The organism is Rothia sp. HMSC067H10 (genome assembly GCF_001810635.1).
Taxonomy (GTDB): Bacteria; Actinomycetota; Actinomycetes; order Actinomycetales; family Micrococcaceae; genus Rothia; species Rothia dentocariosa.
Window position 1 is genome coordinate 529,600 of sequence record NZ_KV802317.1, and the last position, 25,490, is coordinate 555,089.

A 25,490-nucleotide genomic window follows, 5' to 3' on the forward strand; every position below is an offset into this window, starting at 1 on the left:
CACACAGGCATGTAATATTTTCTAAGTTACCAAGCGAGTCTGTTTCGGGGTACAAGAAGAACCTCTTGCACCCCGAAACCCGTAAGATGCTGACTCATTTACAGCATGCAGGATACGCAGCCCTCAACTTCGGTGCCTTCAAGAGCCATCTGACGCAGGCGAATGTAGTAAATAGTCTTGATACCCTTACGCCATGCGTAAATCTGGGCACGGTTAATATCGCGAGTGGTCGCAGTATCTCGGAAGAAGAGAGTCAAAGACAGACCTTGATCCACATGCTGCGTTGCCACGGCATAGGTATCAATGATCTTCTCGTACCCAATTTCATAGGAATCTTGGAAGTATTCCAGGTTATCGTTCGTCATGAACGGTGCCGGGTAGTAGACACGCCCCAGCTTACCTTCCTTACGAATCTCAATCTTAGAAGCAATCGGGTGGATCGAAGAAGTCGAACCGTTGATATACGAGATAGACCCGGTGGGCGGAACGGCCTGCAAGTTCTGATTGTACATGCCGTATTGGGCTACATCGGCGGCAAGCTGAATCCAGTCTTCGCGGGTCGGAATATGATGCTTAGCAAACAGCTCACGCACCCGTTCGGTCTGCGGTTCCCATTCCTTCTCAATGTACTTGGCGAAGAACTCACCGTTAGCGTACTTTGAACTCTCAAACCCTTCAAAGGTCACGCCGCGCTCCTTGGCGATCTCCATGGAAGCGCGAATAGCATGGTACGTCACCGTGTAGAAGTAAATATTGGTGAAGTCCAGACCTTCTTCGGAACCATAGTAAACGTGCTCACGCGCCAGGTACCCGTGCAGGTTCATCTGCCCCAGACCGACCGCGTGGCTCATATCGTTACCGCGTTCGATAGACGGCACGGAACGAATATCGGATTGGTCGGAAACTGCGGTAAGCGAACGAATAGCGGTTTCGACGGTTTTTCCTAGGTCATCACCGTCCATGGTCATTGCGATGTTGAGAGACCCAAGGTTGCACGAAATATCTTTCCCAATTTCGGCGTAGCTCAAATCGTCATGGTAAATCGACGGCTTTGAAACCTGCAGAATCTCCGAACAAAGGTTAGACATGATGATCTTGCCTTCAATCGGGTTAGACCGGTTAACCGTATCCTCAAACATCACGTAGGGATACCCGGACTCGAACTGCACCTCAGCAATAGTCTGGAAGAACTCGCGCGCGTTGATCTTGGTCTTGCGAATCCGCGAGTCATCCACCATTTCGTAGTACTTCTCAGAAACGTTGATATCTGAGAAAGCTACTCCGTAGATACGTTCTACATCGTAGGGCGAGAACAGATACATATCTTCGTTACGCTTTGCCAGCTCGAAGGTAATATCAGGAATCACAACGCCCAAAGACAGGGTCTTAATGCGCACCTTCTCGTCCGCGTTTTCACGCTTAGTATCTAAGAAAGCATAAATATCGGGGTGATGCGCGTGCAGGTAAACCGCGCCTGCACCCTGACGAGCACCCAACTGATTTGCATATGAGAACGCATCCTCAAGGAGCTTCATCACAGGTATAACACCGGATGATTGGTTCTCAATCTTCTTGATGGGAGCCCCAGACTCACGTAGGTTCGTGAGGGCGAACGCGACACCACCTCCACGTTTTGAAAGCTGCAGGGCAGAGTTGATGGAACGGCCAATCGACTCCATATTGTCCTCAATACGCAGCAGGAAGCAGGAAACGAGCTCACCACGCTGCTTCTTACCAGCGTTCAGGAAGGTCGGGGTTGCGGGCTGAAAACGACCGGAAATGATCTCATCTACGATCTCTTCTGCAAGTTTTCCATTGCCTTCAGCAAGAAGCAGAGCCACCATGCATACACGATCCTCGAAACGCTCCAGGTAACGCTGACCGTCGAAGGTCTTGAGCGCGTAGGAAGTGTAGAACTTGAAGGCGCCTAGGAAGGTGGGAAAACGGAACTTGGCAGCATAGGCACGTTTGAAAAGAGACTTCACAAAGTCAAAACTGTACCGGTCGAAGAGTTCCGGCTCGTAGTACTGATTCTCAATCAGGTACTCGATTTTTTCTTCGAGATCGTGGAAGAAAACCGTGTTGTTATTAACATGCTGAAGAAAATACTGACGTGCGGCTTGACGGTCGGCGTCAAATTGGATCATGCCGTTTTCATCGTAGAGATTCAGCAAAGCGTTCAGCTCGTGGTAACTCATACCTTTGAACTTGTCAGGTACCGCTTTGGAGCTGTGTCCGGCACCGAGAGTCTCTAGCGCTGAAGGCAGTTTTGCGTCCAAAATTCTTCCAATCCTTTGTTTACTTTTTCGACATCTGAGGAGGTTCCCATAAGCTCGAACTTGAAGAGCAAGGGAACATCGCATTTCTTCGCCACAATATCTGCTGCGATTCCGAAGAGAGATCCGAAGTTTGTATTTCCCGATCCGATAACACCGCGAAGCTGGCGACGGTTCTCTTCGTTGTTCAGGAATTTGACTACCTGCGGGGGAACATTGCCTGCACCTTCAGGCTTCCCGTATGTGGGTACGCACAGCACATAGGGTTCGTGCATAACGGGAGTCTCATCCTTAGTTCGCAGAGGAAGGCGCACGTTTCGTGCCTGTAGTTTCTCAACGAACTTATGAGTGTTGCCTGAAATTGAGGAGAAGTAGACAACGAGCGGCGAATCCTTACCCAACGAGCTTTGAGTCGCTCGGCCCTCAGCGGCATCACGTGCCTGAAGAATAATCTTCTGAATCTCAGCGTTCTCATGCGTAGGATTTTGTGCGAGGGGGGTGCTCATATTTCTCCTTACTCCACGATCGAATACCCACGGAAATTCTGTGGGTCGAGTCGTGCTTGACGCTGCCGCCTATGCTAATGCAAGCGCGTTAATCTTGTCAGGCTGGAATCCTGACCAATGCTCTTCACCGGCGATGACGACCGGTGCCTGCATGTATCCGAGGGACTTAACCATCTCTAGCGCCCGGGAATCTTCCGTAATGTCTACTTTGTCGTAGTTGATGCCCTTGGCGTCTAGCGCCCGGTAGGTCATGTTGCACTGAACGCACTGCGGTTTGGTGTACACGGTCACTACCATCGGTTTTCTCCTTGTCAGCCCCAAGGCGGAGCGTAATTGCGTGAATACTTTGTGTGCAAGGCAGAGGATTCTTGTGCTTGATAGACTTCCTTTAGCTCCAGAAGACTGGAAGCATTTCGTCATCGGCCGCGCAAAGAATCGAGCCGGGTATTAATACTACATGTTGTGTCTGAAAATTTCTCTGGCACAAGATGCTGTGGTGAAGTGTGGATGTTTTGTTCGAGAAACCCACACGCGAGCACAAGGACATTCAGTTTATCCACACCTCAGGAGAGTGTAATTCCGCTAATTATTGCGGACAATACAGAGTTATCCACATATCGACTCTGTGAGCGGAACGCGCATCGCTCTTTTAAACTGAAAATCTGTTCTGTTTTTTCAGGGCGAACAGGCCTTTGTGTGAGATTTCTGGCATTGTTTCCCTCTTGATTTTTAAGCTTTTATACCCATTCCTTGATTCTCTGCGGAACGAGGCTGAAAAACTCGACTGGAATCCACCTACATGCGTCGTGTTGGAAGTTTTTTATGGCTTTTGAAAGTATGGCAAAGATGTGATTAAGAAATTTTTGAAACATTCAGATGATCGGCGTGTTGTTGGGTTTTTGTGAGAGAAATCGTCAAACCCATTAAAACCCACATCTCGTATGAGGTCAGTACAGTTCGCCTGTGGATAAGCTTAATGATCTACTGTCTCAATAGTTGATCTTCCCCTGCCAGCCCTCAAGATGAGGTCAGCTCTTCCCCACACCACAGAGAACAGCCATAAAGATGTACAACCTAATACGTGCTAATACGTGTTTAGAGAAGTCCTCGCTCACGAAGCAGTCGGCTCAACGTATGCCCATCATTCGCTTCCATCCACAATGGAGAATTTGTCATTTTTTGCGCTCTCTGATCGCTCCAGACCCGCCCAGAGGCGAGAACGCTCTCCCCCACCGTGAGGTTACGAATCATGATAGCGGCGACGTTCTGCGGGTAGCGCACCGCAAATCCGTTGTATATATCCGGGTCACGCTGTCCGTCGTCGCCGATAAGAATCCACTGCATCTGGGGAAATTCTTGGGCAAGTTGTTTTAGAGAGTTCACTTTGTGTTGGGACCCCGACCTAAACCAGCGGTCAGGAGTTGGCCCCCAGTCTGTTAATAGGAAGGTTCCACGCGGGTATCCGTTGCGGGTCAGAAAGCGGCGCAGTGTCGGTGTAATATTCCAAGCGCCAGTGGAAAGATACATAAAAGGTGCCTGAGGATGTGCTCGATGAATGCGGTCCATGAGCACCGCCATGCCCGGGGTCGGAATGCGCGCGTGCTCATCCAGTACAAAAGAGTTCCACGCAGCGACAAGAGGACGCGGCAACATAGTCACCATAACGGTATCATCGACGTCTACGATAACCCCGATTTTCTGGGATTCCGGAACGATATAAACGTTAGTTTCAACGGCGCGGGAACCCGGTACATACATGATGACCTTATGCATTCCGGCCGGTAAGTCTAGGTCAAGGCGCACATCCAGCACTCCACCACGGTCGGTTTGTATCTCAAACGTATGCCCCGCAATAAGAATAGTCACATACACATCCGACATGGCAACGGTGGTAAAAGCCCGCCACCCGCGCGTCGGATTATCGGTATCTTCGGTGCCTTCCACCACATGCAGGAGTTTTTCAAAGGCAGCCGTTTTATAGAGGGCACGCCCAAGAATACGCACCCACCCGGATTCAGTATCTGTGGCTACCCGTCCATATCCTTCAGAAGGCACCACAATAGGCTCACGCCCGTGAGCCACAGCTCGCTGTTCACGCCAACGATGCACGGCATCGCCCATACGATACCCTAGGTTAACGGCTTCACCGGCAACTTCGGTGACCACGCTGCGCAATTCTTGTGAGCCTAGATTCTCCATGCTTTCTAGTTTTCCATATCTTGCAATAAAACACCCCTATTTTCAAGTTCGACTTCTAAAGCGTCCTCATCAATTAGTTTCTTAGCCGCTCAACCTTTTTCTCAGGGGGGTATTCAAACGGGTTAAAGAGAAAAGGATCTCGGTTCCCCTCTACTGTGGAAACCGAGTCCTTCTCTTTCGTCGTTAGGGCTGCTACGGATTTAGTGTGTGCGATAGATCAGATACTCTCAGCCGATGAAGGAACAAGTATCAGTTCAGTGCTCACCACTTTCTAGTGATGCTCAGACTGCCCGGATTCTTCAGTATGCAGCTGGAATGGACCTGAGCTGAGTTTTACCTGGCAGTACGCCGAGCCTTTACCTTCTGACTGTTCTACGTGGTGCACAGGCTCTTCTTCACCGGTAACTTTGATACCGCATTTCACCACGTCATTAGGGTTATCCGCATAAACAGCTACCTGAATGACCTTGCCAGCCAACTCATGGTTATCAGTCGAAGTCAGTCGGTAGTAGTTAGTCTTCGCTTCTAGACGCTGTTCGGCAGAGTTGATTTCTTGACCGTCTTGAAAGATCCGAAGCTTTCCAGTTTGAGCCTTATAACCATTATGTTCACTGCCGTTTAGGATCTCGGCAGAGACGGTAATATCGCCGCGATTTCCATAGTCTGGAGCGGAATTCAGAGACAAACCGGGCACAACTTCTGCGGAGCACCCGGTGAGTAATGCAACCGAAGCGGCCACAACGAGAGTAATTTTCTTGACCATATGTCCATGGTAACAGTAGGCTAAAGGCAAAAACGCTAGATGATGCAAGGTTTCAGCATTGTATCCGTACTAGTTAAAATCTGACACTTTCGCAAAAGCGCCGATGGTCTTCTCTTGAGCTAACCGCACGTTATCCTTAAGAGTATGCCGCACTCTCCTTCACGCCGTCTGCTTCTCGCTGGTTCTCTCGGTGCATTAGCACCGATTATTTTTGCGTCCACGCCCAAGACTATTACTGCGACTACTGGCGATTTTTCCTCTACCGCTCATGAAACACAGGATAATGTTCCTGAGTCGCTCACGTTCTCTCCCGCAGCGCCGCCAAAGCCGAATGAAGGTTTCAACGTAGCAGCTATTGCGAAACAGCCGTGGTCTGCCCCTATGACCCGCCTGCCGGGTGAAGGACGTTATATCGCGTGGACCGTTGACGATGGAGTCAGCCCAGAAACAATTCGAGCCTACGCAGAATTTGCTGCGCGTACCGGTGTGCGCCTAACCTTCTTTGTCAATATGACCTATGTGGGGTTCACTCAAAATGTTGATGTGCTTAAGCCGCTAGTGCAAACCGGACAGCTTCAAATTGCAAACCACACCTTTAGTCACCCCGATTTAAAAACTCTCAAAGATGATCAGATTAAGCACGAACTAGAGAAGAACGAGGCTGAGATTCAAAGAGTTTTTGGGGTCTCGGCAAAGCCTTATTTTCGTCCCCCCTACGGCAGCTATGATGCGCGAGTGCTCAAAGTAGCCGCTAGCGTAGGATACACGCGCCCGGTGCTGTGGGAGGGAACTCTCGGAGATGAGGCTAAAACCTCAGCGCGTGTTATCTATATGCGATCGCTCAAATACGTTCTGCCGCAACGAATCCTGTTAGGGCATCTGAATTTCACGACCATTATTCCGCTTCTTGATCGTCTTGCTGGGCTAGTCGCCGAGCGTAAGCTCATCACGGTCACACTCAACGACTATTTTGAGGGGCTAACCGAGGAAGAACGTAAGGCCTCCGAGCCAAAACCCGAAGATAAGAAGGACGAAAAGAAAGAAGAACCAGCTTCCCCAGCTCCGGCCGCGGGATCTGGCCTTGGCACCACCGGAAATTAGAAACATACAGGATTTTAAGAAATATATGCATCTTTGACCGTAGGTACAACAAACGGTTAAAGAGGCACATGTTTTGATCCAGCGTCATTCGCTTTGGCTGCCGTAGGAACAGCCATACCCACCGAATCCACAGGTTGTTCCTTCCGCTCTCCCCTGGAGGCGTCAGAGCTTTGAAGCCGTGTTCGGTCGTACGGGGCTCATAATTTAGGGCTTGTGAGTTTCGGCCCAAACCCGGTTGAGTCCTTCCAAAATTGCTGCAGGCGGTTGAGCCCCGTTAATAACCCACTGCGCCTCGACCAAAAAGAAGGGAACACTCGTAATACCCAATTCCTGTGCCACACGTTCGTCAGCGCGCACGTCCTCAGCATAGTGATCAGCCGCGAGTATTTCATCAACTTGACGTGAATCGAGACCGATTTCAGCGGCAATCTTCCGTATGGACTCGTGTTTTTCGATGGAGCGTCCCTGCGTAAAATATGCTTTTTTGAAAGCCTCTTGAGCCTCTGCGGCTTTTCCCTGTGCAGTTGCGTGATGAATAATACGGTGGGCATCAAAACTATTGCCGTACTTTGCGTTGCGCCAGTTAAAATCCAAGCCCACTTCTTGGGCACGTTCTGCTATTCCTTCTTGGGTAGCGATAGATTCCTCTAGGTTGAGAGAATATTTCGCGGCAATACGTTCAGCAAGCGGCAAAGCATTATCTTCCCGGGCATTTTGGTCGAGCTCAAAGCTATGCCAACGAACCTCTACTTCATCACGGTGCTCAAATTGGGCGAGAGCTATTTCAAAATTCCTCTTACCTAAATAGCAGAAAGGGCAAACAATATCTGACCAAATATCTACGCGCATCATGTACCTTTCAAGAGACTAACGATTACGCTGGTAAAACTTGCACAGCACTAATTTATCCCAGCGTACGTTCTACCCGTAATAGTCGCGCAAGGTTACGGGGGTAAGATTCCGTTCGCCCAAAAGCATTTTGATCTTATCGAGCACTTCAATAACTCCGGGGTAGTTCAAATGGCCAATGAGAATAGTCTGCGAGTTCGCATATTTTTCGGAATATGCGTATATTTCTTCGGCAGGTATGGGTGAAGAATCAGCTAAAGACCCGTACCAGAGAACCGCCCTGTCGAATCCTACACTTGCCGCAGCCTCAAGCACACGAGAATCATAGTATCCATATGGTGGGCGGTAATATGGTTTAGAAGACACGCCGAAAAGCCGCTGTATCTCTTCGTCATTTTTCGTTAATTCTTCGGCAATTCCTGCATCATCTAGTGTAGTCAGCGCCGCATGCGACCACGTATGATTGCCGATTTGAATCTGCCCTGATTCTACCAACGGTTTAAGAACGTCTAGGTTCGGTTCAAAAGCGTTATATGACCCGTTGATAAAGAAGGTAAGCCGGGTTCCCGTTCGGGCGGCAAAATCTGCATAGGCGCGCACAACATCAGGGCTTTTCCCGTCATCAACGGTCCAAGCAATATAGTTCCCTGCACCTTCCAAAGCGGTTTGCGGTTCATCCCACGGGTGCGCCACCTCTATGGGATTTATCGACTCCGGCAAGGCCGCTTTCTGCGGGTCATCCTCTTCTGAGGAATCTAACGCTGGCGCCGAAGATGCAGAGGACGAATCTACCCATGATGCTGATTCTTCAACGCCTGCGACCTTTTCATCTCGTGTTACGGCATAAGGCACGCCTGCGCCCAAAAGCGGGGTGAGCATACCTAAAACGGCCGCTCGGCGTGGTATACGGGTGAAACGATCCGCCGAATTACGATGTGGAGTTTCTTTGCTTGGACTCTGGTGTTTATATGGGTACATATACTTCTACCCTATCGTGCTCTCGTGCAGAGACATAGTGCTTTTACATAACTTATAAAGTTGGGCGGGAGCGTTCCCACCCAACTTTTTATAACGTAGTTATTAGGGTTTATTTCTTTTTAGGTTCGCAGGCGATACCATCACCGTCTGAATCAAGATGAGTTCCATACCCCGGCTGTCCGCGGTATAAAGGCGCAGCCCCTGCCGCCCGTACAGCAGCACAATTTTTGTAATAGACACCACCACCGTTATTTACAGGCGCAGGCTGTTCTGGAGCCGGGGCAATATGCCGTTGCTGCGCCGAAGTCTGCGCAGGCACTGGAGCAACAGGTTGCTGCTGCACGGGATCCTGTTGCTGTTGAACCGGAGAAGGTTGTTGAGCTGCCTCGGGCTGAGGGGTAGAAGTAGAGGCGTCATCAAGAGGTACCTCGACAACATCCTCATGCTGTTCAGCGTCAGCAGTAGCAGCTGGTTCTGGCGTTACTTCAGAAATAGTGGGAGATGTAGTTGGAGTAGGGGTTAGTGACGGAGTTACAGAAGCCGTAGGGCTTGCAAAAGTGCTCGTAGAGACCGTCGCAGAGACTGATGGGGATGAAGAAGGGGTTTGTTCTTTGCGGGCATTATTGCCGGAGCATCCGGTAAACAACACGGCACCAATAAGCGCCACCGCGACAATGTGGTTTCTCATATACAATTATTCCTCATGAATGAGTGGTGAATAAATCCTCATGGAGAGCTACCGTAGCTCTCTGTACTAGTTTAGCCTAAACTTATGGTCTCTAATACTCCGTGTTTTTATATTTGAGAAATTCCCAATGGAGTCATATCTTGACATATGTTTCTTAGAACAGGTTCATTATTATAAAGTTTTTATCTCTGAGTTATAACGAATGTCTTCCCCAGAAGATCTTCAGATTTTCCCTAGAAGCCTCACAAAATTCAGCATAATATTCTTGCTATCGAAGGTTTTCGAGAAAATTATCGAGCTCGGCAGGGGCACAGAACCGGTATATATGGGCTTGTACTTCTGGATGCGCGCATGCCGCCATAATACGCGGCAAGCTATCGCGCCTATAGCGCAGAATCCATTTCCAAAATTCTAGGTTCTCCGGGGAGCGCCGTAGCGCACGCATACTGCATACGCGAGCGCTAAAGTCTAAGAGAATAACCGTATCTGCGGCCTTGAGCCGTTCTAATAGTTTGGTGTCATATACGCCTAAATCACCGTCTATAATCCACTCAGGCTCAGAGATGATCTGCTGATGAATAATATTCCACTGATCTACTGGAGTAGGCGTAAGGTCTTCATCCCAGAAATACTGGTCTAGCTCGAAAACAGGTAGTTTATAGCGGGTAGCAAGATAGGAAGCCAGGGTACTTTTGCCGGCACCACCGCGGCCTAAAATAGCAATACGTTTCATCATGACACCTTATAAATTCTCAAAGACTAGTAGTATTCGAGTTCGTCAATGCTGCCCAATACGGCAACATCCATAGTTCTCAGGGCCTCAAGATTTGTAATAGTGTCATCTTGATCAATCAGATATACAGTGTATCCCTCGTGTCTCATTCTTCTCATAATTTCTAGAAGCATATGCTGGGCGACCTCATCCACAGAATAAACTCGGGTAACATCAAGCGCTATTCGTGTTCCCATGTAGTGTGTATCAACAATTTCACGGATAACTCGCTCTGCACCGGCAAATCTAATTCTGCCCTGCAGTTGAATTACCTGGGTTATTTTCTCACCGGAGCCTATTCGGTAGTTAGCTCGTATTGCGGACCGAGCAACAGTGGGTATGTTCATAACGTGCATGCCCATATCTGAGGAGAATCGTTCGAAGAGAGATACACCGCGCACGCTGTTGCCGTGTACATCTAGGCGTGGTGAAAATGTTGCTAGTCCCAGCTGGCCCGGTACGGCGCCAATAATTCCCCCGCCTACCCCACTTTTAGCGGGAATTCCGACCTGCGTTGCCCAGTCCCCTGCAGCGTTGTACATACCGCAGGTGAACATAACACTCAGTACCTGGCGCACCACTGTCTTAGGTACTACCTGTTCCCCGGTAACGGGTTGAATTCCGTAGTTTGCCAGAGTTGCCGCCATCATCGCCAAATCCTGCACGGTTACCAGCAAAGAGCATTGACGGGTGTAGCCCTCGACTACACCGGTGGGGTTCTCCGTGAGAATGTCGTGACTGCGAAGCATATGAGCGATCGCTAGATTACGATGCGCGTGCTCGATTTCAGATGAGTACACCGCTTCATCAACGTCAAGGGAACGGCCAGCGAAGGCAGAGAGCCCAGAAATCACACGTTCCATACGCTCTGCCCGATTCATTGTTTCTGTACCGACTAAAGAATGCGTGGTAATTGCGCCGGCGTTAATCATGGGGTTTAGCGGACGACCAGAGCTGTCTTCAAGGGAGATCTCGTTGAAGGGCTCCCCGGACGGTTCAACTCCAACTTTGTCTAAGACTTTCTCAAACCCGCGATCAGCAAGGGCTAAAGCATACACGAAAGGCTTTGAGATGGATTGAATGGTAAATAGCGAATCAGTATCGCCGGAAGCATAGAGTTCCCCATCGACCATAGCTATAGAGGCGCCAAGACGTTCAGGATCAACCTCGGCGAGTTCAGGAATATAATTCGCAAGCACACCCGTTCTATCGGCCGCAACGCTTTGGAGAACTTCGTCAAGGTAGCTCGGTATCGGCGAATGCATGAGTTCCCTCCTGACGGATGATATTTTCCTAGTACACGGCGTAAGGTTCTTGAGCGTAGAAACTTCATGCATCTTCGCGGTGGCAAGATTCCGCCCATTCCCTAGCTTCTTGAAGTTTAGCTTTTACGTCTTAAATACTCCAAATATGGCTTAACTATTCCATCTGTTCATAGGTGTATTCCCCTTTCCTCTTCCCAAGGGCTAGAGCAAATTCTGCTTTCAGGTAGTTTTTCGTGTCCTGCAGGTCTTTAGCACGACCGTATATTGTAGCTTTGACATTGATACGAAAATTACGAAAGGAGAATCATGGCTACATTAATTACTGGTGCTTCCTTGGGCATTGGAGAAGAATTTGCACGTCGCTACGCTGCCCAAAAGCAAGATCTCGTACTCGTCGCGCGCAGCCAGGATAAGCTCAATAAGCTCGCCGAGGAGTTCACGTCTCAGCATGGTATTCGAGTTACCGTCTTTGCTCTCGACCTATCCGAACCCGATGCGGCTGAGCGACTCTGGGAAGAAACGAACCGTGCCGGGTTAGAGATTGATGTACTCGTCAATAATGCAGGGTTTGGAACCTCCGGTGACGTCGCCGATGAGAACCCTGAGCGCCTGGAACAAGAAGTACGCCTTAACTGCCTCACATTAACAGGTCTAACGGCTCGGTATCTGCCCGCCATGCGTAAACGCAAAAACGGAACCATCATCAACATTGCTTCGACTGCTGCCTTTCAGCCACTGCCGCATATGGCGGTGTACGGTGCCACCAAAGCATTCGTGCTTTCCTTTACTGAAGCGCTCTGGTCCGAAACCCAAAAAGACGGCATCCGCGTACTTGCGGTCTGTCCCGGCCCTACCGATACCTCATTCTTTGAAATCGCCGGTGAATCTGCAGCAGTCGGAAAAATGCGCTCTGTCCATCAGCTGTTAGACAACACGTTGCGTACTCTAAAAACCACGAAACCCAGTTTTGTGGATGGAGTGGGGAACGCCATTGTGGCACGATTTGTAACCCGTGTGGTCCCTAAGCGCTTCGTTATGACAATAGTCGATCGTGCGCTCCAACATAGGAGCTCTCAATAAGATGTATACCCCCTCTCTTTCCTGGGGGAAGGAGCACATTCTTTAAACTTTTTTTAGAATCTTAGCTAGGTTTTTAAATGTATTGTTCGGGGTAATCGCCATACCCCTCTTATCTCTTCGCACTATTATTTCGTGTAAGAGACAAATACTATTACGCGCCAAAGGTACATTCATGTGAAAGCACCATGTACTACTGTTAGAAAAAATAATAAAATACCGCCCAGTCCTTTCGGATCAGACGGTAAATAGTGGAGATAAGGGGACTCGAACCCCTGACCCCCTGCATGCCATGCAGGTGCGCTACCAGCTGCGCCATATCCCCTCATGTAGTTTTGCATTGCCTTAGCAACAGAAAACATAATACACATCTTTCTGCCAGGCATGCAAGTTCTCGCACTGTTACAGACATAAAATGCAGAGCACCGCCGAAGATACCAAATTCTGGTATACCTCAGCGGTGCCCGCATGGTGCAGCAAAATTGTTACTCGTCAGCAGGAACGACCCGAGACGCTTCCTCTTCGCTTTCGCCTTCTAGGTCAAACGGAACTTCATGGGTAACTCCTAGTTCAATACGCGGAGCCTGCGCCCACAAACGATCCAGAGCATAGAACTCGCGATCCTCTTCATGCTGAACATGCACTACGATGTCCCCAAAATCCAGGAGAATCCAACGACCAGATGCACGTCCTTCTCGGCGTACAGGCTTCAAATCAACCTGTTCTCGAAGCGCATCCTCAATTTCATCAGCAACCGCGTTGACGAGGCGCTCATTATGTGCCGAAACTACCAAGAAACCGTCAATCAGCCCCATAGCGTCAGAAGCATCGACCGCAAAAAGCTGGGTTCCTTGTTTTTCTTCTGCCGCTCGGGCGGCAATGCGCAGAGCCTCACAAGAGGACTGTGCAGCAGTCATTTTTTCCTTTCTTGCCGTCAGATTTCTCTGACGGACAGGCGCCAAAGCAAGCAAATGCTTATACCAATCGTTACCTTTGATTGGAAATAAACATGTACACACCCAGAATAGCTAGGATAATGCACCCGATAATTACGATCCAGGACAGCAGGGACAAGGACTTATTTTCGCTTGTCTCAATAGATTCGTACTTTGACACTGTTTCATCCGTGTTCGTTGCAGGGACCTGTTTCATGCTTGCAGTATTTCCAAGCCTACGAGGAGACTTAGCAGCGTTGACCTTCGCGATTGAGGAGGTCATCGCTTTTTCCGTACGTGCAGACACACGCTGTGCGAGTTCAGTTGCTTGGTCTGACGTCAGGTTCTTGCCATCGTTCAGAGCTTTATCAAAGCCGGGCTTACTCTTCGAAGGTGCAACAGGCTTTGCATCCTTATTCTGAGGCGATGGCTTAACAGAAGAGGTAGAACCCGTTGCTGGAGATTTAGCGGGTGTAGAATCAGACTTCTTCACTTGCGAGAGCGAACCAGTACGCGCATTTACCTTCGGGGTGGCGCCGGTACGCTCGGAAACCTTCGGAGTCGAACCAGTACGATCCGAAACCTTCGACATCGAACCGGTACGAGTAGGTACCTTAGGCACAGACCCAGTACGCGAAGAAGACACCCGCGATACAGACCCGGTACGCGGTGAGACCTTGGGGGTTGATCCGGTACGATCAGACGCCTGCGATGGTGAATCTGCGCCCATCGGATTCTGTAAACGGACAGTATTCCAGGGGTTTACAACCTTCGGAGCTGCATCTTTCTGCTCAGAAACCTTGGGGGTTGATCCGGTACGATCCGAGACCTTCGGCATAGATCCAGTACGGGCAGGAATCTTAGGAACGGTACCGGTTGCCGACGGTTTCCGTTTAGCAGAACCGTTCTTTGCCGCTTTCTGCGCAGGAAGAGCACCAGTCTGAGCATGCTGCGCCGAACTCTTTGCTGCGACGGTATCGTTTTGTTCCTTAGCCTCAGAGCCAGCTTTAGCGGATGCGCTATCTTGCTGAGATTTCTCGTCCAGAACCGACAGGTCAAGTCCCTGAGCATCCATCGCGCGGATGGGCGAAGGAAGGTTCAACGGCACAGGAGCAACATTAATGCGGTTCTCATCGGCTTCACTATGCACATCAGCTGTATGACGGCTTTGCTGAGCTTTACCGTCAACGGGTTTTACCGTAGGCTGCGGTGCAGTTGCCGGGCGAACCTGCGAGGAAACAGTTTGATCCTCGGTCTCAACGATCTCAGTATCTTCACCCTCGACAACAGGCTCATCACGCACCATGTACTGGTGCATCTTCGGGGAAGTATCAGGAGAAATAATCGGAATTGACGAGGTGAACGTCAAATCGTCTGCCTCCACATGGAGGGAGTCCTGAAGCAGGGAATCTTCCGGCTGTGGCTGAGGAGCAGGCACCGGAGGCGCGGCAGGTGCAGCAGCTGGCGCAGGCTTATTAGCTTTGACCTCTTCCGGGCGAAGAGCACGCATAGTGCTGGTTAGCGGCTCAGGTTCATGCAGTTTCTCTTCATCATTCGCATTCAGCTTAATAGACCCCTGAGTAGCGAGTGCAGCAAAACGACGCTGTACTGCCAGAACGCGCGGATCTATATCGTGAGTATTTGCCAAAGACCCCATATTCTCAACAGGGTTAGGGCGCTCGCCACGACCCATAGCGCGCAGATAGTTCGCCACGTCTTCGCGATAACGTGCTAGACGGCGCGGACCCATCACACGCGTGGGAGGCGGCACCTCAATGCCGTCCTCAGTCACGTATGTTTCGTAGAGGTACGCGTCTCCCTCGCTGTAGGGCTTCTCTTCTTTGCCCTTAGCTTCAGCCATGTAAAACCTCTTGTTCCATTACTTTGTCTTCACTAGTTGGTTGAATATCTGTTGAGTCTTTCTGGCGAGGCAGCCCGCCGCCGTAGTGCGTGGCAGCATCCTCAGGAGAATACAACCGATACTTATTGATGTACTGCACCACGCCATCAGGAACCAAATACCAGATAGGGGCACCCTTAGAGGCGCGTTGGCGAATATCGGTTGACGATATTGCCATCGCGGGAATTTCAAGTGTGGTAATCTGCCGTCCTTCGCCTAACGGAGGATCAAGCTCGTGTCCCGGACGGGTCACTCCCACAAAGTTAGCCAACTCCCACAGCTTATGAGCATTACGCCACGTCATGATCTGGCTAATCGCGTCTGCACCGGTGATGAAGAAAAGATCTGCATCGGGTCGCAGAGCACGTAGTTCATTAAGGGTATCAAAGGTATACGTTGCGCCGCCACGATCTATATCTATCCGGCTTACCGTAAATCGTGGATTAGATGCAGTCGCAATCACCGTCATGAGATAACGATGCTCGGGATCGCTCACGTGCCTCTCCCCCGTCTTTTGCCACGGCTGACCAGTCGGTACGAATACTACTTCGTCAAGATCAAACACCGCCGCAACCTCGCTGGCGGCTACTAAATGCCCGTGATGAATAGGGTCAAAGGTGCCGCCCATAACTCCTAGACGTACACGCCCAGGAGTTCGCGACGGAATCGACTCAAGGCTGAGCCGCAGAGCTTGAAAAGTCACGATACTTTCCTTAGCGACTAGCGGTTATGCTTCTCGCTATAGCTACGCAATGCCTGTGCTTCGTCACCCTCCATGAGCTCCGGTGTGTGATCGGGCCGTACAATACCGCGTCCGCTGTACGAGAGAGTAACAAGCAGCAGAACGGTAAATACGACGGCAGCAACGATGCCGTAAACATAGGTCGGGATGCCGTTAAGCATTCCCGCAGTGTGCTCAGCACCGTGAGCTGCTAGAACAACCGAGTTCATGTGTGTGCTTCCTTTCGATGGTTAAGCTACTCTCTATGCTACCGGTTAGGTGCGAAAATACGCGAAACGACGGGCCTATTTATGCGTGATAGTTGAGACATCTTCCACGTCGTCAGGCTGCCTAATTCCCCAACTTACCGGGCTACTGCTTGGCCTCAGGCATATCAATACCTTCAGCTTTACCTTTTTCCTTGAGCTTACGGCGATATTCCACCGATTCAGTCCACACACCCGCAACGCGCTCTTGCTCAAGCTCGGCGCGAGCCTCTGCTTTTGCATCCATGCGTTCCTTATATTCCTCACGTTTTTGGGCTCGGGTGGGGCGAATAATCTCTTCGAGGCGAGAGTCAGTACCACGAGGGGAAGACAAAAGTTCAGCGCCGCCTACCATAGTGGGTTCCCAGTCAAAGACCACGGAGTTATCATTTTCACCGATAACCACGGCGTCTCCGGCACGGGCACCGGATTTAAAGAGTTCGTCCTCAACCCCCAGTTTTGCCAGGCGATCCGCCAGGTAACCAACAGCTTCATCATTATTGAAATCGGTCTGCTGAATCCAACGCTCCGGTTTCTCCCCAATAACCCGAAAGAGCGGCTCCAAATTACGTTCTTCGCGGCGAATAATAAATTCTTGTTTCTTCTTGGAGCGGAAGCCCTGGGGGCGAATAACTGGGGCTTCAATCGTAGAATTATCTTCTTGAGTAACACGCTTCTGACGGTCTTCTTCCACAAGGTTTGCCATTGCAAAGATGAGCGGTTTAAGCCCTTCATGGGACGCCGTCGAAATTTCAAAAACTTTGTACCCCATGTTCTCAAATTCAGGTCGCACGAAATCGGCAAGTTCACGCGCTTCAGGCACATCAATTTTATTGAGAACAATAATCTGGGGACGATCATTGAGCGGCACAGTTACCCCAGCAGTGGGGTCTACCGCATAGTTTTCAAGCTCACCACGAATAACTTCAAAGTCGCTGATGGGGTCACGCCCGGGTTCTAAAGTGGCACAGTCAATCACATGCACTAGTGCGGAGGAACGTTCAACATGACGTAAGAAGCGGTGGCCAAGCCCTTTCCCCTCGGAAGCTCCCTCAATCAGACCAGGAACATCCGCAACGGTGTACCGAATATCACCTGCCTGCACAACACCCAAGTTTGGGATAAGAGTGGTAAAAGGATAGTCAGCGATTTTAGGCCGAGCCGCAGAGATAGCAGCAATCAGTGAAGATTTACCAGCTGATGGGTATCCAACAAGCGCAATATCGGCAATGGATTTGAGTTCTAGGACAATATCGGTTTCTTCCCCCGGAATACCGAGGAGTGCGAAGCCAGGTGCTTTACGTTTGGTGGATGCTAACGCAGCGTTTCCAAGACCGCCCTGGCCGCCTCGTGCAGCAGTATATTCGTCACCCACATGCAACAGGTCGGCAAGCACTTTGCCGTCACGATCTTTGACGACGGTTCCCTGAGGTACGCTAAGCACTAGGTCTTCGCCGTTGTAGCCGTGGTGCATATCGCCGCGGCCGATATCTCCGTTGGGAGCGTGTTGGTGCGGGCTGTGATGATACTCCAATAGTGTGGTGGTTTGGTTATTAACACGCAAAATCACGTCCCCGCCGTTACCGCCGTTACCGCCGTTGGGGCCGCCGAGAGGCTTGAATTTTTCTCGACGTACAGAGACACATCCGTTGCCTCCGTGACCACCGGATATATGCAGGACCACGCGGTCCACGAATTCTGCCACGGGTGTTCTCCTTCTGGTAAATTCCTGGTTCGCACAAGCCTAAAATACACGAGATTGCTTGAGCTTGGCGAGGGGGCTCATCCTCAATTAGATGCGGAAAATCTTATGGTAAGAGGGGGTAGACTTTCGCCTACCCCCTCTTCCTAGCGTGAGCGAGTTTTACTCAGCTGCTGCCAGGATGTTAACGACCTTGCGGCCCTTGCGGGTACCGAATTCGACGGTTCCTGCTGCCAGAGCAAACAGAGTATCGTCGCCACCGCGACCAACATTCAGGCCGGGGTGGAAATGGGTGCCGCGCTGACGAACAAGGATCTCGCCTGCATTGACGGTCTGACCGCCGAAGCGCTTAACACCGAGGTACTGGGGGTTCGAGTCACGACCGTTGCGGGTGGAGCTTGCGCCCTTCTTATGTGCCATTCTGTTTTCCTACCTTAAGGTTTGTATCCGGTGGTTAAGATTACGCGTTGATTGCGGTGATCTTAACGGTGGTCAGCTCAGCGCGGAAGCCCTGACGCTTCTTATAACCGGTCTTGTTCTTGTACTTCTGAATAACGATCTTCGGACCGCGCAGGTCTTCAATCTTTTCAGCAGTTACCTTGGCGGAAGCCAGGGACTTTGCGTCAGCGGTGATCTTGTCACCGTCAACGAGCAGCAGTACGGGCAGCTCGATGGTGCTACCGGGTTCACCTGCAACACGGTCAAGGGTAATTTTGTCTCCGACAGAGACTTTTTCCTGGCGGCCGCCAGCGCGTACAATCGCGTATGCCACTTTGGGACTCACTTTTCTCGACATCTTGCTTCTTCGTATCTCACACGTGCAGACAGTCTGCGCTTTCATTGCTGTGCGCTCCACGGGTATCTTATCTCTCTTGGTGAGTAATAAGGAGTGGATGCGACCCGCGCTCCTTGTGGGATTGCCCAGTTGGATGCGCGCTCGGTCTGCCGGTGGTGTCTTCCGGAAGTCCTCACTATGGGGAAAACCAGAAGCGGTATCTCCCGCTGACCCTGCGTCGATAGGGCTTCACTGAGATAAATACCAATCGTTAAGGATACTGTATGCGCGGGGTCATGCGCAATTGTATCCCTAAACTATAAAATAACGTTGGCAATACAGCCTCTAGTCCTGCATTGCCAACGTTATATTCATCATCTACGGCAAGGAATCATATACGGTTAGTCTTCCTTACCAACCCGTTTAATATCTGCAGCAGAAACACCGATACCGAAGAGAGTCGGAGCCTCAGATTCGACGGGTTCTTTCGCATCTGCCACAGAAGCCGAAGCCACGACCGAACCGTGAGCCGACTCGGTAGCATCCACCGTCACGACCCTCGACTGCGCGCCCGCCGACGAAGCGGCTCGACGGGAGCGACGTTTACGCGGTGCAGATGAAGCAGCTGGCGCAGCCATCTGCTGTTGAGAAACAACAGATGTATTGTTGTTCTGATCCTCACCCGGGTTAGACGCAGAGCCACCTGGGGTAATCACACCGGACACACGCGGCGCACTGCCAATAACACCGCTTACACGGGAGGCCGAAGCTGACTCTTCCGCACGTTGCTCCTGTCCTCGGCCTGAACGCTCCTTCTCAGAGGAACGGCGCGAACGGCGGCGCTTACGTGGGCTCTCGTGCACATCTTCAACCTGCAGATTCTCACGCTCGGCGCGAGGCGACTTCTGCTCTGCTGAAGATTCGTCACCCTGATTTGACTTAAATCCACCGCTCTCGCTGCGGGTAATGCGGCCAGCTTTCTGTGAGGCACGAGCCTTCGCCTCTCCAGCGCGGATAGCCTCCGAACGGGAAGACTCACGGGTAAACCGAGCATCATGTTCTGGATTCAAATCACGATCGAATGCCCCAGCAAGCTGTTCCAATGTGAAGTCACCCTGCTCACCAATCCAATCGGTCTCGGTTACCTCAGCAACCTTGTCCTCGCGGGATGAGACTTCGCGGTGTGCCTTCGCCCCCGCTTTGATGCCTTGAATCTCCTGCTCCAGCGAAAGCTCGGCAGTTTCGGTACGACGAGAGCGCTTACGACGTTTACGCTTCTTACGGTTTGCTTGGTCCTCAGCTTCAAGCTCATCAGCCGAGTGCGAGGCTGCAGCAATAGAGGCTATAGCGTTGCGGCGCTCTGCCTTTTTCTCGTCCTTCTCTGAGTCCACGCCCTCAGCGGCATCACGGGTATTATTGCGCGAAGCCGCTCGTGAACGCTTACGTTCGGTGCGCTCTTGACGGTGAATGAAATCGGAGGCACCGCCGGAACGTCCGCTTAACGGCTGATCATGCACCAACAAACCACGGCCACCGCATGAGTCACATTGCTCAGAGAAGACCTCAAGAAGACCTGTTCCCAAACGTTTACGGGTCATCTGCACAAGACCCAGCGAGGTTACTTCAGCAACCTGGTGCTTAGTGCGGTCACGCCCCAGGCACTCGATCAGACGACGCAGCACAAGATCACGGTTTGATTCAAGCACCATATCAATAAAGTCGATAACAATAATACCGCCAATATCACGCAGACGCAGCTGACGCACGATCTCCTCTGCCGCCTCCAAGTTATTCTTGGTGACGGTCTCTTCGAGGTTACCGCCGCTACCGGTAAATTTACCGGTGTTAACATCTACCACGGTCATAGCTTCGGTACGGTCGATCACCAAGGAACCCCCCGAAGGAAGATATACCTTGCGGTCTAGTGCCTTCGCCAGCTGCTCATTAATGCGGTAATGGTCGAAAAGATCATCTTCGTCTTCCCACTTCTGCAGGCGTGAGAGCAGATCAGGGGCAACATAGGTCACGTAGGCCTCAATAGAGTCCCATGCGCTCTGGCCCTGCACGATCATAGAGGTGAAATCCTCGTTGAAGACATCGCGCACGGTCTTAATCATCAGGTCAGGTTCCTGATAGAGCATTTCGGGGGCAAGCACCTTGCGGGAATTCGCTTTTTCCTGAATCTCTTCCCACTGCGCACGCAAGCGATTAATATCGTGGGTCAGCTCTTCTTCGGATGCGCCTTCCGCTGCAGTACGCACAATCACGCCCGCGCCATCGGGCAACTTGTCCTTCAAAATCTTTTTGAGGCGTGCACGCTCGGTATCGGGGAGCTTACGCGAAATACCGGTCATTGAGCCGCCGGGCACATACACCAGGAAGCGACCGGGAAGCGAAACCTGACTCGTCAAACGCGCGCCCTTATGACCGATCGGGTCTTTGGTCACCTGCACCAGCACAGAATCGCCCGGTTTGAGTGCATTCTCAATCTTGCGGGGTGCACCATCAAGACCGGTAACATCCCAGTTCACTTCACCCGCATAGAGAACAGCGTTACGACCACGCCCAATATCGACGAATGCTGCCTCCATGGACGGAAGAACATTCTGCACTTTGCCAAGGTAAACGTTCCCAATCAAGGAATCCTGCTGGGTTTTAGAGACAAAGTGCTCTGCCAGCACGCCGTCTTCGAGAACTCCAATCTGAATGCGCCCCTCTTTTTGGCGCACAAGCATCTGACGATCTACTGACTCGCGACGCGCCAAAAATTCTGCCTCGGTCACGATGTGACGACGGCGACCCAGCGACCGGGACTCGCGGCGGCGCGCACGTTTAGCTTCAAGACGGGTAGAGCCACGCACGCCAGTCACGGTGTCAGAAGCATGAGAATCTGCAAGGCGAGGAGTGCGAACCTTGGTAACGGTCTCAACCTCGTCATTGGCGTTACCTTCAATTTCTATATCTTCGGTTCCACGACGGCGGCGGCGACGGCGGTGACTCGTCACCTCAGCTTCAGCTGCTGCCTCTTCACGACGGCGCTCCATACGGTCGCGGCGCTCTTGTTCCAAATGTTCGGCACGCAAACGCTCGCGCTCCACAGCGACTGCAGAAGCAAGCTCAGAAAGCTCAGTGGGTTCGGGCGAATAGAATAGGGGCATAGCGCCCGGGCGCACCGATTCGCGCAACTGCGCAATCTTCTCATTCTGTACGTCACGCAAAGTTTTTGCTGGCTCCACCGTTTCCTCGTCGTCTGACTTTTCATCTTCGAATGTGCTGGCAGTGCTCTCTTCGTCTGTCGGCTCAGAAGTCTCAGCTTCATCCTCTTCAGCGTCGTAGGTCGCTTGAGGCTCAGAGTCTTCATCGTTCTCTGCCACTAATTCCTTTGACTGGATGGTATGAGGCTCGTCAGCATCTTTGGTGTTTTCTTCCGAAGATATAATGGCTGTCTTATCTTCTTGGGCAGCTTCTTCAGTCTGGGCTTCTTCACGGTTATCAGAGACAGGCTCTGCTACCTCAGTCTGTTCGGCAAGTTCGGACACCTCAGTGTCCACTTCGGGAGAGGCAAGGTTTTCGGCAGAAGAATCGCGGATTTCAGTTTTCTGAGATTCGGGTTGGGGCATAGTTTCATCAGCTGATGCTGCAGACTCGGCGGCTTGGGTAAAAAGAGTATCAAGAGTGTTCGCTACTTCTTCGGCAGAGGCCGCAGCCACAGTCTTCCTTGGTGCAGGGGCATGCTTAGCCTTCTGATTGCGTAAATCCGTTAATCCAGCCGCAACAGCGTCTTCGGGCGTGGGTTCAGCAACTTTCTTAGTGCGCGATGAGTTTTTACGACGCGATACTGCCGATACTGCAGATTCACTACCCTTCAGGGAATCTGCCTGCTTTTCAACCCGGGTATTATTTTTTTCCTGATGAGTTCTCATCGTCTCGCCGGAGATATCTTGTTTATCAGCGAGAGAGATCATGTCAGCAAGAACATCCATATTCATGCTAGATTGATGGGCGTTCTTTTCGTCAGCCATTCTTTTCTTTCTTCTTCCTTCAAGAATTTTACGCCGCATCGTAAAACTCTCTGCATCAACGCGTTAGCGTGTCATAAGCCTAATTACCAAGAAATACGTGGCTCAAGCCTGCTCTTTGTGTCTGCCTTCGTTTGCTTCCGGGCCTACAAGACGGCGAGCACGAAGTCGGCTTACTCCGCAAATACGGCGGATGCGTTTCTTCATGATGTTCTCGGCCAGTATGTTTAACCGAGATGTCACTAAGATGCCAATGCCTGGGGTCATCATCCGATAACGTCTTATCTAAACTTTTGCTATGACGGATGCGCGTGCACGTTCTCTCGGTCAATATACTGGGTATCTTTTATGCGTGCGGGGCATAAAAACGTACCGCTCATCATTATACCGTGTGCAATCCAGAACACCCTATACATGCATAAAAAGCGCAACGTTGGTGTGACCAACATTGCGCTTATCACGAGAGTAAAAACCTAGCCGAGACCTAGTTCAGCATCACGTTTTTCGCGTGCTTTCTGCGCCAGTTTTGGGTTACTAGGCAGATACTCTGGCCCGGAACCTGTGGCAAAGGGAATACCGAGGATGAAAGCGAAAGGAGCTGCGATCAGTAAAATAACCCACACCATCGAGAACTTTCCTGCGGTCAGAAAGAGTAGCGCCGCCAAAAAAATTACTGCTGACGCCAGCATCAATGTTGTGCCAAAGCCTTTCACGGGTTCTCCTCGGTGATTGAACAATAACGCTACGATTATACGCCTCTTCTTAAAAATTTCGATGGCGTAGCTTGGCAGAAGCACACATGTCGGCGCCTCTTTCCCCTATGATATTGAACAACCGCCACAGAATGAACGCAAACAAGATAGAGGAAAATTATGACCGAAAAGACCCTAATTCTGGTAAAGCCTGACGGTGTTGAACGCGGGCTTATTGGCGAGATTTTGAGCCGCTTTGAGACTAAGGGTTACGTGATTGAAGGACTGAAAATGCTTCAGCCCACCGAAGAACTTCTCGCCCAGCACTATGCTGAGCACGCAGGCAAGCCTTTCTATCGTTCCCTCGTGGATTTCATGGTTTCTGGTCCCGTGGTCGCCGCTGTTCTCAGCGGAGATCGTGTAATCGAGGGTGTACGTACAATGCTAGGGGCCTCGGACCCAACGACGGCAGCACCGGGAACAATTCGTGGAGATTACGGACGTGATTGGGATGAGGGTGTGCAAAAGAACCTGGTGCATGCCTCAGATTCCCCCGAATCTGCAGCCCGTGAGATTGCTCTTTGGTTGTCTTAGAGTTGAAACCATATAACAGTGAGGGTGGGTCTTCCATAATCTTCTGGAAGACCCACCCTCACTGTGTTTACATAAAAATTAGCGCATCATATTCATGATCACGTCAAAGAAGCGGATCACAATAATCCCAAAGATGAGAATGAGCACCAAGGTGATAGTAAACCAGCTCCACGTACCGATACTCTCACGAATGTTCTCAGGGGCAGGAATAACGCTATGAGAAATATTGCGTACCGTCACTTTTATAAACATGGTAATCGTCATAACCCACACGATCATGCAGAAAAGACATAGGGCGTTAATGTGGAAGGTAGTCTCAAACCAGAGCCAGAAGACAAACGCTGTCGCGAGCGCTAAGCCGATGTTGGTGGCTACCCAGAACCATTTTTTGAAGGTAGCTCCTGCAAGCATGGCGGCGGCTATCGTCATAACGATGGAGAACCCTATGAGTCCGATGAAGGGGTTGGGGAATCCAAAAGCTTCAGCCTGTGGGGTACGCATCACGGTGCCGCAGTTAAGAAGGGCGTTGATGTCGCAGACCGAGGTATGCCCCGCATCCACGAAAATCTGAAGACGCTCAAAAACAAGGGTTGCCGATGAAGCCAGGGCTATAGCTCCCGTCATAAAGAGCCAGATCGCTAAGGAACGCTCCGATCCTTCTGCCGTATCTCGCTCACGAGAGGAAACCTGGGAGTCTATAACATCTTCAGATAGTAGATCGCCGGTTTCCGATGTTTGCTCAACGGCACCCATGTGCTGCTCCTTTACATATACCTGTTTATCGGTGATAAGTGACGCATCATACCGCAGCCGCAGTATGATGCGTTAAACCCTTTGTAGCTATCCTAACGTGTTCGGCGCCTAGGGTTAAGTTTCTCGTCATAAAGACAGGGATTTTTATACCTATATCTTGGTGTTGCCCGCGATCATAGCGCAATCGCCTGTATCGTTGCTTACTCACTCTCATGTAAGTTTTTACGCTCCCATTCTTCTTGTTCGGCGGCGCGTATTTCGTTTTCGGCGTCGATGCGAGTACCGGCGTGTAGCGCATACCACCAGCAGGCAACAAACGGGATTGTTACTACGAGCGAGAGGGGTAACGCAATGACTGAGGCAAGAAGCATGGCGCCTTGAAGCGCCCAACCAGCCGAGTATCCCCACGGTTTTGCCAGCTTAGCGGGTAGGAATATACACGCACCGGCAAGAACCAAACCTGAAACCCAGATTATAATTTTTACAGTGCTCGGATCGTTGAAATGAAGTCCGAAAACGGCTAGTGTGCCGAAGAAAATCGTGAATGCTTCGAGTACCAAAATGGTGGAAGCAAACATGACTTTCGTAGAACGTGGTTTCTTAACCGTCCCGGGCTTCCAATCCCGTTGAGCGCGTGTCATAAACTGCTTTTTTACCAT

At 50.9% G+C, this 25,490-nt stretch carries 24 protein-coding genes and 1 tRNA gene; 3 read left to right on the top strand and 22 right to left on the bottom strand.

The features are described from left to right. Nucleotides 1–98: 98 nt before the first annotated feature. The 5 genes from nrdE to HMPREF2756_RS09300 all read right to left on the bottom strand — a co-directional run bounded on the left by nrdE (nucleotide 99) and on the right by HMPREF2756_RS09300 (nucleotide 5,744). Nucleotides 99–2,279, bottom strand: coding sequence for a class 1b ribonucleoside-diphosphate reductase subunit alpha (gene nrdE / locus HMPREF2756_RS09280; protein WP_037230970.1), 2,181 nt, complete (start codon nucleotides 2,277–2,279; stop codon nucleotides 99–101). Next, a complete protein-coding gene (nrdI, locus tag HMPREF2756_RS09285; protein ID WP_070620573.1) occupies nucleotides 2,252–2,782 on the bottom strand; it encodes a class Ib ribonucleoside-diphosphate reductase assembly flavoprotein NrdI in 531 nt (176 codons plus the stop codon). The genes nrdE and nrdI overlap by 28 nt, the downstream gene beginning before the upstream one ends. A 69-nt stretch (nucleotides 2,783–2,851) precedes the next feature. Next, nucleotides 2,852–3,079: a glutaredoxin-like protein NrdH gene (gene nrdH / locus HMPREF2756_RS09290; RefSeq protein WP_004004799.1), complete on the bottom strand. Its 228-nt coding sequence runs from the start codon at nucleotides 3,077–3,079 to the stop codon at nucleotides 2,852–2,854. Between the two features lie 798 nt (nucleotides 3,080–3,877). After that, nucleotides 3,878–4,981, bottom strand: a complete 1,104-nt coding sequence (locus HMPREF2756_RS09295) for an App1 family protein (protein ID WP_070620576.1) — start codon at nucleotides 4,979–4,981, stop codon at nucleotides 3,878–3,880. A gap of 271 nt (nucleotides 4,982–5,252) precedes the next feature. Further along, on the bottom strand, nucleotides 5,253–5,744 hold the full coding sequence (locus HMPREF2756_RS09300) for a hypothetical protein (RefSeq protein WP_070620579.1): 492 nt from the start codon (nucleotides 5,742–5,744) through the stop codon (nucleotides 5,253–5,255). A 144-nt stretch (nucleotides 5,745–5,888) separates the two neighbouring features. On the opposite strand from HMPREF2756_RS09300, the gene HMPREF2756_RS09305 reads away from it, so the two are divergent. Further along, complete coding sequence (locus HMPREF2756_RS09305; RefSeq protein WP_070620581.1) at nucleotides 5,889–6,845, top strand: polysaccharide deacetylase family protein; 957 nt, start codon at nucleotides 5,889–5,891, stop codon at nucleotides 6,843–6,845. A 204-nt stretch (nucleotides 6,846–7,049) separates the two neighbouring features. Here the strand turns inward: HMPREF2756_RS09305 and HMPREF2756_RS09310 are convergent, their stop codons facing one another. The 5 genes from HMPREF2756_RS09310 to HMPREF2756_RS09330 form a co-directional block, all read right to left on the bottom strand. Then, nucleotides 7,050–7,697: a DsbA family oxidoreductase gene (locus HMPREF2756_RS09310; protein WP_070620584.1), complete on the bottom strand. Its 648-nt coding sequence runs from the start codon at nucleotides 7,695–7,697 to the stop codon at nucleotides 7,050–7,052. 69 nt (nucleotides 7,698–7,766) lie between these two features. Next, nucleotides 7,767–8,672 (bottom strand): polysaccharide deacetylase family protein, encoded by a 906-nt coding sequence (locus HMPREF2756_RS09315; protein WP_070620587.1) that lies wholly within the window; start codon nucleotides 8,670–8,672, stop codon nucleotides 7,767–7,769. 109 nt (nucleotides 8,673–8,781) lie between these two features. Further along, a complete protein-coding gene (locus tag HMPREF2756_RS09320; protein ID WP_070620590.1) occupies nucleotides 8,782–9,360 on the bottom strand; it encodes an excalibur calcium-binding domain-containing protein in 579 nt (192 codons plus the stop codon). Nucleotides 9,361–9,628: 268 nt separating this feature from the next. Continuing rightward, on the bottom strand, nucleotides 9,629–10,096 hold the full coding sequence (locus HMPREF2756_RS09325) for a P-loop NTPase family protein (protein WP_070620593.1): 468 nt from the start codon (nucleotides 10,094–10,096) through the stop codon (nucleotides 9,629–9,631). A 23-nt stretch (nucleotides 10,097–10,119) separates the two neighbouring features. Further along, the gene (locus tag HMPREF2756_RS09330) at nucleotides 10,120–11,397 is read right to left on the bottom strand and encodes a glutaminase (RefSeq protein WP_048779241.1); all 1,278 of its coding nucleotides are present in this window, start codon (nucleotides 11,395–11,397) and stop codon (nucleotides 10,120–10,122) included. Between the two features lie 306 nt (nucleotides 11,398–11,703). Here HMPREF2756_RS09330 and HMPREF2756_RS09335 point away from each other — a divergent pair, with 306 nt between their 5' ends. Continuing rightward, entirely contained in the window at nucleotides 11,704–12,477 is a 774-nt protein-coding gene (locus HMPREF2756_RS09335) for an SDR family NAD(P)-dependent oxidoreductase (RefSeq protein WP_070620596.1), read from the top strand. 249 nt (nucleotides 12,478–12,726) lie between these two features. On the opposite strand, the gene HMPREF2756_RS09340 is transcribed toward HMPREF2756_RS09335, so the two are convergent. The 10 genes from HMPREF2756_RS09340 to HMPREF2756_RS09385 all read right to left on the bottom strand — a co-directional run bounded on the left by HMPREF2756_RS09340 (nucleotide 12,727) and on the right by HMPREF2756_RS09385 (nucleotide 23,505). After that, nucleotides 12,727–12,799, bottom strand: a tRNA-Ala gene (locus HMPREF2756_RS09340). Between the two features lie 160 nt (nucleotides 12,800–12,959). Continuing rightward, the gene (gene rsfS, locus HMPREF2756_RS09345) at nucleotides 12,960–13,391 is read right to left on the bottom strand and encodes a ribosome silencing factor (RefSeq protein WP_004004813.1); all 432 of its coding nucleotides are present in this window, start codon (nucleotides 13,389–13,391) and stop codon (nucleotides 12,960–12,962) included. Between the two features lie 70 nt (nucleotides 13,392–13,461). After that, complete coding sequence (locus HMPREF2756_RS09350; RefSeq protein WP_070620599.1) at nucleotides 13,462–15,270, bottom strand: hypothetical protein; 1,809 nt, start codon at nucleotides 15,268–15,270, stop codon at nucleotides 13,462–13,464. Next, nucleotides 15,263–16,012 (bottom strand): nicotinate-nucleotide adenylyltransferase, encoded by a 750-nt coding sequence (gene nadD / locus HMPREF2756_RS09355; RefSeq protein WP_013399181.1) that lies wholly within the window; start codon nucleotides 16,010–16,012, stop codon nucleotides 15,263–15,265. The genes HMPREF2756_RS09350 and nadD overlap by 8 nt, the downstream gene beginning before the upstream one ends. A gap of 17 nt (nucleotides 16,013–16,029) precedes the next feature. Further along, nucleotides 16,030–16,260, bottom strand: coding sequence for a hypothetical protein (locus HMPREF2756_RS09360; protein WP_004004816.1), 231 nt, complete (start codon nucleotides 16,258–16,260; stop codon nucleotides 16,030–16,032). Between the two features lie 142 nt (nucleotides 16,261–16,402). Next, nucleotides 16,403–18,001 (bottom strand): GTPase ObgE, encoded by a 1,599-nt coding sequence (gene obgE / locus HMPREF2756_RS09365; RefSeq protein ID WP_070620603.1) that lies wholly within the window; start codon nucleotides 17,999–18,001, stop codon nucleotides 16,403–16,405. A 159-nt stretch (nucleotides 18,002–18,160) separates the two neighbouring features. Next, nucleotides 18,161–18,418: a 50S ribosomal protein L27 gene (gene rpmA / locus HMPREF2756_RS09370; protein WP_004004819.1), complete on the bottom strand. Its 258-nt coding sequence runs from the start codon at nucleotides 18,416–18,418 to the stop codon at nucleotides 18,161–18,163. Nucleotides 18,419–18,458: 40 nt separating this feature from the next. After that, complete coding sequence (rplU, locus tag HMPREF2756_RS09375) at nucleotides 18,459–18,770, bottom strand: 50S ribosomal protein L21 (protein WP_006887214.1); 312 nt, start codon at nucleotides 18,768–18,770, stop codon at nucleotides 18,459–18,461. Between the two features lie 404 nt (nucleotides 18,771–19,174). Continuing rightward, the gene (locus HMPREF2756_RS09380; protein ID WP_070620607.1) at nucleotides 19,175–22,795 is read right to left on the bottom strand and encodes an Rne/Rng family ribonuclease; all 3,621 of its coding nucleotides are present in this window, start codon (nucleotides 22,793–22,795) and stop codon (nucleotides 19,175–19,177) included. Nucleotides 22,796–23,265: 470 nt separating this feature from the next. After that, entirely contained in the window at nucleotides 23,266–23,505 is a 240-nt protein-coding gene (locus tag HMPREF2756_RS09385) for a nucleoside-diphosphate sugar epimerase (RefSeq protein ID WP_238382412.1), read from the bottom strand. A 159-nt stretch (nucleotides 23,506–23,664) separates the two neighbouring features. Between HMPREF2756_RS09385 and ndk the strand changes: the two genes are divergently transcribed. Then, on the top strand, nucleotides 23,665–24,078 hold the full coding sequence (ndk, locus tag HMPREF2756_RS09390; RefSeq protein ID WP_070534418.1) for a nucleoside-diphosphate kinase: 414 nt from the start codon (nucleotides 23,665–23,667) through the stop codon (nucleotides 24,076–24,078). Between the two features lie 78 nt (nucleotides 24,079–24,156). Here the strand turns inward: ndk and HMPREF2756_RS09395 are convergent, their stop codons facing one another. Together HMPREF2756_RS09395 and HMPREF2756_RS09400 are read right to left on the bottom strand one after the other, a co-directional pair. Then, nucleotides 24,157–24,831 (bottom strand): vitamin K epoxide reductase family protein, encoded by a 675-nt coding sequence (locus HMPREF2756_RS09395; RefSeq protein WP_070620613.1) that lies wholly within the window; start codon nucleotides 24,829–24,831, stop codon nucleotides 24,157–24,159. A 200-nt stretch (nucleotides 24,832–25,031) separates the two neighbouring features. Next, the gene (locus HMPREF2756_RS09400) at nucleotides 25,032–25,472 is read right to left on the bottom strand and encodes a DUF4233 domain-containing protein (protein WP_238382411.1); all 441 of its coding nucleotides are present in this window, start codon (nucleotides 25,470–25,472) and stop codon (nucleotides 25,032–25,034) included. Nucleotides 25,473–25,490: the final 18 nt, after the last annotated feature.

Bases quoted from the DNA above. Each gene is read 5' to 3' on its own strand.
- HMPREF2756_RS09320 (WP_070620590.1), bottom strand. From the start codon at position 9,360: ATGAGAAACCACATTGTCGCGGTGGCGCTTATTGGTGCCGTGTTGTTT.
- HMPREF2756_RS09300 (WP_070620579.1), bottom strand. From the start codon at position 5,744: ATGGTCAAGAAAATTACTCTCGTTGTGGCCGCTTCGGTTGCATTACTC.
- ndk (WP_070534418.1), top strand. From the start codon at position 23,665: ATGACCGAAAAGACCCTAATTCTGGTAAAGCCTGACGGTGTTGAACGC.
- HMPREF2756_RS09380 (WP_070620607.1), bottom strand. From the start codon at position 22,795: ATGGCTGACGAAAAGAACGCCCATCAATCTAGCATGAATATGGATGTT.
- nrdH (WP_004004799.1), bottom strand. From the start codon at position 3,079: ATGGTAGTGACCGTGTACACCAAACCGCAGTGCGTTCAGTGCAACATG.
- HMPREF2756_RS09315 (WP_070620587.1), bottom strand. From the start codon at position 8,672: ATGTACCCATATAAACACCAGAGTCCAAGCAAAGAAACTCCACATCGT.
- HMPREF2756_RS09400 (WP_238382411.1), bottom strand. From the start codon at position 25,472: ATGACACGCGCTCAACGGGATTGGAAGCCCGGGACGGTTAAGAAACCA.
- rpmA (WP_004004819.1), bottom strand. From the start codon at position 18,418: ATGGCACATAAGAAGGGCGCAAGCTCCACCCGCAACGGTCGTGACTCG.
- HMPREF2756_RS09360 (WP_004004816.1), bottom strand. From the start codon at position 16,260: ATGAACTCGGTTGTTCTAGCAGCTCACGGTGCTGAGCACACTGCGGGA.
- HMPREF2756_RS09335 (WP_070620596.1), top strand. From the start codon at position 11,704: ATGGCTACATTAATTACTGGTGCTTCCTTGGGCATTGGAGAAGAATTT.
- HMPREF2756_RS09295 (WP_070620576.1), bottom strand. From the start codon at position 4,981: ATGGAGAATCTAGGCTCACAAGAATTGCGCAGCGTGGTCACCGAAGTT.
- rsfS (WP_004004813.1), bottom strand. From the start codon at position 13,391: ATGACTGCTGCACAGTCCTCTTGTGAGGCTCTGCGCATTGCCGCCCGA.
- nrdI (WP_070620573.1), bottom strand. From the start codon at position 2,782: ATGAGCACCCCCCTCGCACAAAATCCTACGCATGAGAACGCTGAGATT.
- HMPREF2756_RS09325 (WP_070620593.1), bottom strand. From the start codon at position 10,096: ATGATGAAACGTATTGCTATTTTAGGCCGCGGTGGTGCCGGCAAAAGT.
- HMPREF2756_RS09305 (WP_070620581.1), top strand. From the start codon at position 5,889: ATGCCGCACTCTCCTTCACGCCGTCTGCTTCTCGCTGGTTCTCTCGGT.
- HMPREF2756_RS09330 (WP_048779241.1), bottom strand. From the start codon at position 11,397: ATGCATTCGCCGATACCGAGCTACCTTGACGAAGTTCTCCAAAGCGTT.
- HMPREF2756_RS09310 (WP_070620584.1), bottom strand. From the start codon at position 7,697: ATGATGCGCGTAGATATTTGGTCAGATATTGTTTGCCCTTTCTGCTAT.
- HMPREF2756_RS09395 (WP_070620613.1), bottom strand. From the start codon at position 24,831: ATGGGTGCCGTTGAGCAAACATCGGAAACCGGCGATCTACTATCTGAA.
- HMPREF2756_RS09350 (WP_070620599.1), bottom strand. From the start codon at position 15,270: ATGGCTGAAGCTAAGGGCAAAGAAGAGAAGCCCTACAGCGAGGGAGAC.